The sequence below is a fragment of the Vibrio sp. Vb0667 genome (assembly GCF_033391095.1).
The window spans coordinates 1-6,530 of record NZ_JAWPOL010000060.1 but is presented as its reverse complement, the minus strand read 5'-3'; the positions used below and the strand labels follow the sequence as shown (position 1 = coordinate 6,530).

The following is a 6,530-nucleotide window of genomic DNA, read 5'->3' as shown; positions in this document are numbered from 1 at the left end:
GAAACGACGGCAATGACCAAATCACAAATTCTATCGCAAGCGTCAAGCTCAATCCTTGCGCAAGCGAAACAAGCGCCTAACTCAGCGCTAAGTCTGCTAGGTTAATCAATTTAACAAAGCAAGAAACCAAAGCCAGGCTCATCCCTGGCTTTTTGCTTATTGGCTATAACGATTCAGATGTGTCCTGACAGTATGTTCGATAAGGCATTCATATCGATTAGATGATCTCTTTAAATTCCAATGTTTCTGCGATGGTGGCGCAGAGACACCTGAGTCAAGCAGCTGCGCAAAATGTTGAGTCACAACGCAACCTAACTTCGGGGTTTCGAATCAACTCGGCGAGCGATGATGCGGCAGGTTTACAGATATCGAATACTCTCCATGTACAAACGAGAGGGCTTGATGTCGCCTTAAGAAATGCGCACGACGCTTTTTCTGTTGCTCAAACAGCGGAGGGAGCATTGCACGAAAGCAGTGACATATTGCAACGCTTACGCTCTCTGGGGCTTCAAGCAGCAAACGGCAGTTATGACTCAAGTGATCGGCAAAGTATTCAATATGAGGTCGTAGCGCTGCAAGATGAGCTTGATCGTGTCGCGATTACGACAACATTTGGGGATAAAAACCTGTTTGATGGATCTTACGGTTCACAAAGTTTCCATATTGGCGCGAACGCTAATTCAATCTCTTTGACGTTACGTAACATGCGTAGCCACATCCCAGAGATGGGAGGGCAGCATTATGTTGGTGATGCGGTCGATAAAGATTGGCGAGTCACTGGAGATAACCAAACTCTCAAAGTCGAATACCAAGACAGTAAAGGGCAAACCCAAACGGAATCCATTGGACTCAAATTGGGTGACCGTATAGAACAGGTCGCCACTTACATCAATGCTCAACAATCGATAGTGAATGCTTCAGTAACGGAAAACAATGAACTGCAATTCTTCGCTTCTACGATGAAGGCGCCAGAGGGTGTGGTTCTCGAAGGGAGTTTAGCGGATGAGCTTGATGTGAGCGCTGGTCAATTAGTCACAATGGATGACATCGATATGTCGACGGCAGGTAAGGCGCAGCTTTCAATTGGGGTGATTGATGCAGCAATTAAGTACGTTGATTCGCACCGAAGTGAAATTGGCAGCTTTCAGAACCGTGTAAATGGTTCGGTGGATAACTTAAATACTGTGAATCAGAGTGTTACAGAATCCAAGAGTCGAATAAGAGATACAGACTTCGCAAGAGAATCTACGGAAATGGTGCGTTCTCAAGTGCTCCAAGATGCGACAACTGCGTTATTGGCTCAGGCAAAGCAAAGGCCGAGTTCGGCACTTGGATTACTTAGCTGAGCGGGTTTCAGCGATGCCCATCGCTCAAAAAAAGTCAGATAATAAAAAACGCTGCCATTGGCAGCGTTTTTTTCGTGTTCGATTAAGTAAAAATTACTTAGTTACACGTAGAACTGGAGTTTCACCAACAGTTACAGAACCAGAAAGCTTGTTTAGCTCTTTGATTTCGTCCATGTTAGAGATAACAACTGGAGTTAGCGTTGACTTCGCTTTCTCTTCTAGAAGAGCTAGATCGAATTCAATTACAGTGTCGCCAGCTTTAACAGTTTGACCTTCTTCAGCGATACGCGTGAAGCCTTCGCCTTTTAGTTCAACTGTGTCGATACCGAAGTGAACGAAAAGCTCAACACCGTCGTCAGACTCGATAGAGAACGCGTGATTAGTTTCGAAGATCTTACCGATAGTACCGTTTACAGGAGCTACCATTTTGTTGCCTGCTGGCTTGATAGCAATACCGTCACCAACGATTTTCTCAGCGAAAACAACATCTGGCACGTCTTCGATGTTTACAATCTCACCAGAAAGTGGCGCGATGATTTCGATAGCACCAGCGTCAGCGCTGTCATCAGATACAAGCTTCTTAAGTTTGTCAAACAGACCCATTGTGTCATGCTCCTAAGGTTTGGTTTTATTCTGTCGAATTATAGTATACCAATATAGCTCATTAGACGACTTTTTTCGCCGTCTAATGGCCATTAAGTATTGAATTACTTGGTACTACCGATTACTGAGCTTTCTCAGCAATAAACTTTTCTACCACGGCTTCGATTTCTTCTGCTGTCGGTAGAGAAAGGGCTTCTTCAGCCATTGCTTTCACTTCTGCGAAGTTAGAGTTACGAACAACTTTCTTCACTTTAGGGATTGAAATGCCGCTCATTGAGAACTCGTCCAGACCCATACCTAGAAGTAGAAGTGTTGCACGCTCGTCACCTGCAAGTTCACCACACATACCAGTCCATTTACCTTCTGCGTGAGAAGCGTCGATAACTTGCTTGATCACTGTAAGTACAGCTGGTGATAGTGGGTTGTATAGGTGAGAAATCATCTCGTTACCACGGTCAACCGCTAGCGTGTACTGAGTTAGGTCGTTTGTACCGATAGAGAAGAAAGACACTTCCTTCGCTAAGTGGTGTGCGATCGCAGCAGCAGCTGGAGTTTCAACCATAACACCGATTTCGATGTTTTCGTCGAACGCGTGGCCTTCAGCGCGTAGCTCTTCTTTGTACTCTTCGATCGCTTTCTTAAGCTCACGGATTTCTTCGACAGAGATGATCATTGGGAACATGATACGCAGTTTGCCGTGTGCAGAAGCACGTAGGATGCCACGTAGCTGATCACGAAGGATTTCACGACGATCTAGACTGATACGTACAGCACGCCAACCTAGGAATGGGTTCATCTCTTTTGGAAGATCCATGTATGGGAGATCTTTATCGCCGCCGATATCCATAGTACGGATGATCACAGCTTGACCGTTCATTGCTTCCGCAACTTCCTTGTACGCTTGGTACTGTTCTTCTTCAGTTGGTAGCGCAGTACGGTCCATAAATAGGAATTCAGTACGGTACAGACCAACACCTTCACCGCCGTTACGAAGGATACCGTCACAGTCTTTCACTGTACCGATGTTACCGCAAACTTCTACACGGTGACCGTCAGTCGTTTCTGCGTGTAGGTCTTTCAGTTTCGCTAGCTCTTCTTTTTCAGCTAGGAATGCTGCTTTAACCGCTTTCGCTTCTTCTAGCTCAGCTTCTGATGGGTTAACAACAATCTTGTTGTTCATTGCGTCAAGAATCAGCATGTCGCCATTCTTAACTTTCTTCGTGATGTCATTAGTACCAACGATAGCTGGAAGCTCAAGTGAGCGAGCCATGATTGAAGTGTGAGAAGTACGACCGCCGATGTCACAAGCAAAACCAAGCACGTAGTCTAGGTTGATTTGTGCAGTTTCAGATGGCGTTAGGTCGTAAGCAACAAGAATTACTTCTTCGTTGATATCGCTAAGCGAAACAATGTTGATGCCTAGTGCGTTCTTAACAAAACGAGAACCGATATCGCGGATGTCAGTTGCACGCTCTTTTAAGTATTCGTCGTCTAGAGACTCAAGAGCACATGCTTGCTCTTCGATCACTGAGTGGATAGCGTGATCAGCAGTCATCTTGTCGTTTTTGATAAGTGCTAGGATTTCCTCTTCTAGCTCTTCGTCTTCAAGAAGCATGATGTGACCTTCAAAGATCGCTTCTTTTTCTTCGCCAAACGTTTCAAGCGCTTTTTGCTTGATAGTTTCTAGCTGAGCTGCAGATTTGTTACGAGCGTCAAAGAAACGCTGAACTTCAGCTTCTACTTGATCGTCAGAAATAGTGTTTGTGTTTAGGACAATTTCATCTTCTTGAAGTAGTAGTGCTTTACCGATTGCAATACCAGGAGATGCTAGGATGCCTGAAATCATAGCCTTACCTTAAGTTTGGTCAACTTTATAAAACGGGAGAATAATGGGTGCGCTAACGAATAGTTTTAGCTTAGTTTTGAGCCTATTTCCAACGAAGCCATTTTGCTTTCACAAAATGGCTTCTGGAGTAGGAGACCGGATTAGTGTAGTTGGTCCATTAGAGCAACTAGGTGGTCAACTGCTTGCTGAGCTTGCGGGCCTTCAGCAGAAATAGTAACTTGAGTACCTTTTACTAGGCCTAGTGTTTGTAGTTTGAACAGGCTCTTAGCGCTAGCGCTTTTACCGTTAGAAGTCACAGTGATGTCTGCGTCGAATGCTTTTGCTTCTTTAACAAACTGTGCAGCTGGACGAGTGTGAAGGCCGTTTTCTGCTGTGATTTCTACTTGCTTCTCGTACATGTGATATACCCCAATAAATGTATTTTTTTGTTAGTTTGTGACCAGATTTTAGCTTAACTGCTTTACATCTTGTGCGCTAGCACGGGAAGAGTTCAAAGCGCGTCAGTTCTGATACTAGTCAAAAGTTTGGTAACTACGCAACTGTTTGCGTGCGTAATCACTTTGAAACCTTTTTGTGTTCTGCTTCTTTATTTTGAAGCTAGAAATAAAACACCCTGATATTACCAAAGGTAGGGCAGGGATCAACAAAAAAGCCCCTAAACGGGGCTTTTTTAAACTAAAAATTGATTTGAACACATATTATTGTTGGTTCTCTTTTTCGGTAAAGATACCTGCAAAGAGTGCTGTACTTAGGTAACGCTCACCGGAACTTGGCAAGACAGTTACAATTGTTTTTCCTTCAAATTCAGGTAGTTCCGCAAGTCGGTTCGCTGCAACAACCGCTGCGCCAGATGAGATACCAGCTAGGATACCTTCCTCTTCCATTAGGCGACGAGCCATCTCAATCGCTTCTTCTGAGGTAACTTGCTCAACACGGTCAATAATGTCTAAATCGAGGTTACCAGGGATGAAACCAGCACCGATACCTTGAATTTTGTGTGGGGCAGGCTGGATTTCTTCGCCAGCAAGTGCTTGTGCAATAACCGGAGACTCTGCTGGCTCAACTGCAACAGAAGTGATGGCTTTGCCTTTTTCACCTTTGATGTAACGGCTAGTACCTGTAATAGTACCGCCCGTACCAACACCAGCAACGAATACGTCGATTTCACCGTCTGTCGCTTCCCAAATCTCAGGGCCCGTAGTCTTTTCGTGGATTTCTGGGTTCGCTGGGTTGTCAAATTGTTGAAGAAGTAGGTACTTCTCAGGATTGCTTGCTACGATTTCTTCTGCTTTAGCAATCGCCCCTTTCATGCCTTTCGCCGCTTCAGTCAGCTCAAGGTTCGCGCCTAGTGCTTTTAGTAGCTTACGGCGTTCTAGGCTCATTGATTCAGGCATGGTCAATGTTAGCTTGTAACCGCGAGCAGCCGCTACGAATGCTAGAGCAACACCAGTGTTACCACTGGTAGGTTCTACAAGCTCTACACCTGGCTTAAGAAGGCCCGCTTTCTCTGCTTCCCAAATCATGTTTGCACCGATACGGCACTTAACACTGAAGCTAGGGTTACGCGCTTCAATTTTTGCGAGAACTTTGCCTTTACTTACTTTGTTTAGACGAACGAGAGGTGTATTACCAATAGTAAGAGAGTTATCTTCGTAGATTTTGCTCATAGTGATGTTCCTTCATTACACGTTGTGTGAATATGGATAGAAGAATATGCGGTATGAAAAAAAGGGAAAAGGATTAAAAAGTTATATCTTATTAGGTTGGCCCAGAACTTGATAAAAGAAAAGGGAAAAGCTGGCGCTGATCCCTTTCCTTAATCTCTAATCGACTATCGTTGGTGCTTAAACTCCGCGACCCACATAGCGGTTGCACCACATATTGCTACAGGCATGACAATGAGGTTCAAAATTGGGATCGTCGTAAATACAGACACCAATACCCCAAAGCCATAGGCCTTACCTTGCTTTTGTTTCAATTTGTAACGCATGTCGTTAAATGGGATTTTGTGGTTATCAAACGGGTAGTCACAATATTGAATCGCGAGCATCCAGGCGGTAAAGATAAACCATAAAAATGGTCCTACTGTTTGTCCAAGGGCAGGGATGAGCAATAACAGGAATAGGCCTATTGCTTTAGGTAAAATGTAAAGGAGCTTTCTCCACTCACGAGCTAAAACGCGAGGAACATCTTTCAGGACGGCAGTGAAACCATCATCATTTACTTTTTGTCCCGTTAAGTACTCTTCCACTTTTTCAGCCAAGAGGCCATTGAATGGCGCGGCGATAAAGTTCGCGAGCGTGCTGAAAAAATAGGAGAAGGTAGCGAGTATCGTCAGAGCGAGTAAAGGCCAAAGAATGTAAGTTAACCAGGATAAAAACTCAGGCAGCTGCCCAATCCAGCCTTCTATCCATATATTAAGGTTTGAAAATAGATAGAAGATGGCACCACCTACAAGCAAGATATTTGCAAGTAGAGGTAAGATGACAAAGCGCCTGATTTTAGGGGCAAGTGCCAATTGTATCCCGTATAGAAAATAACCGAACCCGGTTCTCTGCTGATTGTTTTGCTTCATGTCTATTTTGGCTTCGTGTAAATGAAAACTCATTGTACCTGTGAGGACTTTTCTTTCAATGCCCTGACAAATGACGTCTTGTTAAGTGGAATCGTGGCAAGAATCACAACAAAAAACGGAACTTCTTGCATTAAGTTGTTCTAAATCTACATATAGTTTT

At 44.2% G+C, this 6,530-nt stretch carries 7 protein-coding genes; 2 read left to right on the top strand and 5 right to left on the bottom strand.

The features are described from left to right. Positions 1–105: flagellin (locus R8269_RS23105; protein WP_254661342.1), on the top strand; the 105-nt coding region annotated here is incomplete at its 5' end. 116 nt (positions 106–221) lie between these two features. Continuing rightward, positions 222–1,346, top strand: a complete 1,125-nt coding sequence (locus R8269_RS23100; RefSeq protein WP_047102906.1) for a flagellin — start codon at positions 222–224, stop codon at positions 1,344–1,346. A gap of 93 nt (positions 1,347–1,439) precedes the next feature. Here the strand turns inward: R8269_RS23100 and crr are convergent, their stop codons facing one another. The 5 genes from crr to cysZ all read right to left on the bottom strand — a co-directional run bounded on the left by crr (position 1,440) and on the right by cysZ (position 6,370). Beyond that, positions 1,440–1,949, bottom strand: coding sequence for a PTS glucose transporter subunit IIA (crr, locus tag R8269_RS23095; protein WP_005382041.1), 510 nt, complete (start codon positions 1,947–1,949; stop codon positions 1,440–1,442). Between the two features lie 121 nt (positions 1,950–2,070). Beyond that, the gene (gene ptsI / locus R8269_RS23090; RefSeq protein ID WP_005389298.1) at positions 2,071–3,795 is read right to left on the bottom strand and encodes a phosphoenolpyruvate-protein phosphotransferase PtsI; all 1,725 of its coding nucleotides are present in this window, start codon (positions 3,793–3,795) and stop codon (positions 2,071–2,073) included. Between the two features lie 140 nt (positions 3,796–3,935). Beyond that, the gene (locus R8269_RS23085; RefSeq protein ID WP_005382043.1) at positions 3,936–4,193 is read right to left on the bottom strand and encodes an HPr family phosphocarrier protein; all 258 of its coding nucleotides are present in this window, start codon (positions 4,191–4,193) and stop codon (positions 3,936–3,938) included. A gap of 300 nt (positions 4,194–4,493) precedes the next feature. Then, complete coding sequence (gene cysK / locus R8269_RS23080; RefSeq protein WP_005382045.1) at positions 4,494–5,462, bottom strand: cysteine synthase A; 969 nt, start codon at positions 5,460–5,462, stop codon at positions 4,494–4,496. A gap of 164 nt (positions 5,463–5,626) precedes the next feature. Beyond that, positions 5,627–6,370, bottom strand: a complete 744-nt coding sequence (gene cysZ / locus R8269_RS23075) for a sulfate transporter CysZ (RefSeq protein WP_025998633.1) — start codon at positions 6,368–6,370, stop codon at positions 5,627–5,629. Positions 6,371–6,530: the final 160 nt, after the last annotated feature.

Bases quoted from the DNA above. Each gene is read 5' to 3' on its own strand.
- R8269_RS23100 (WP_047102906.1), top strand. From the start codon at position 222: ATGATCTCTTTAAATTCCAATGTTTCTGCGATGGTGGCGCAGAGACAC.
- crr (WP_005382041.1), bottom strand. From the start codon at position 1,949: ATGGGTCTGTTTGACAAACTTAAGAAGCTTGTATCTGATGACAGCGCT.
- ptsI (WP_005389298.1), bottom strand. From the start codon at position 3,795: ATGATTTCAGGCATCCTAGCATCTCCTGGTATTGCAATCGGTAAAGCA.
- R8269_RS23085 (WP_005382043.1), bottom strand. From the start codon at position 4,193: ATGTACGAGAAGCAAGTAGAAATCACAGCAGAAAACGGCCTTCACACT.
- cysK (WP_005382045.1), bottom strand. From the start codon at position 5,462: ATGAGCAAAATCTACGAAGATAACTCTCTTACTATTGGTAATACACCT.
- cysZ (WP_025998633.1), bottom strand. From the start codon at position 6,370: ATGAAGCAAAACAATCAGCAGAGAACCGGGTTCGGTTATTTTCTATAC.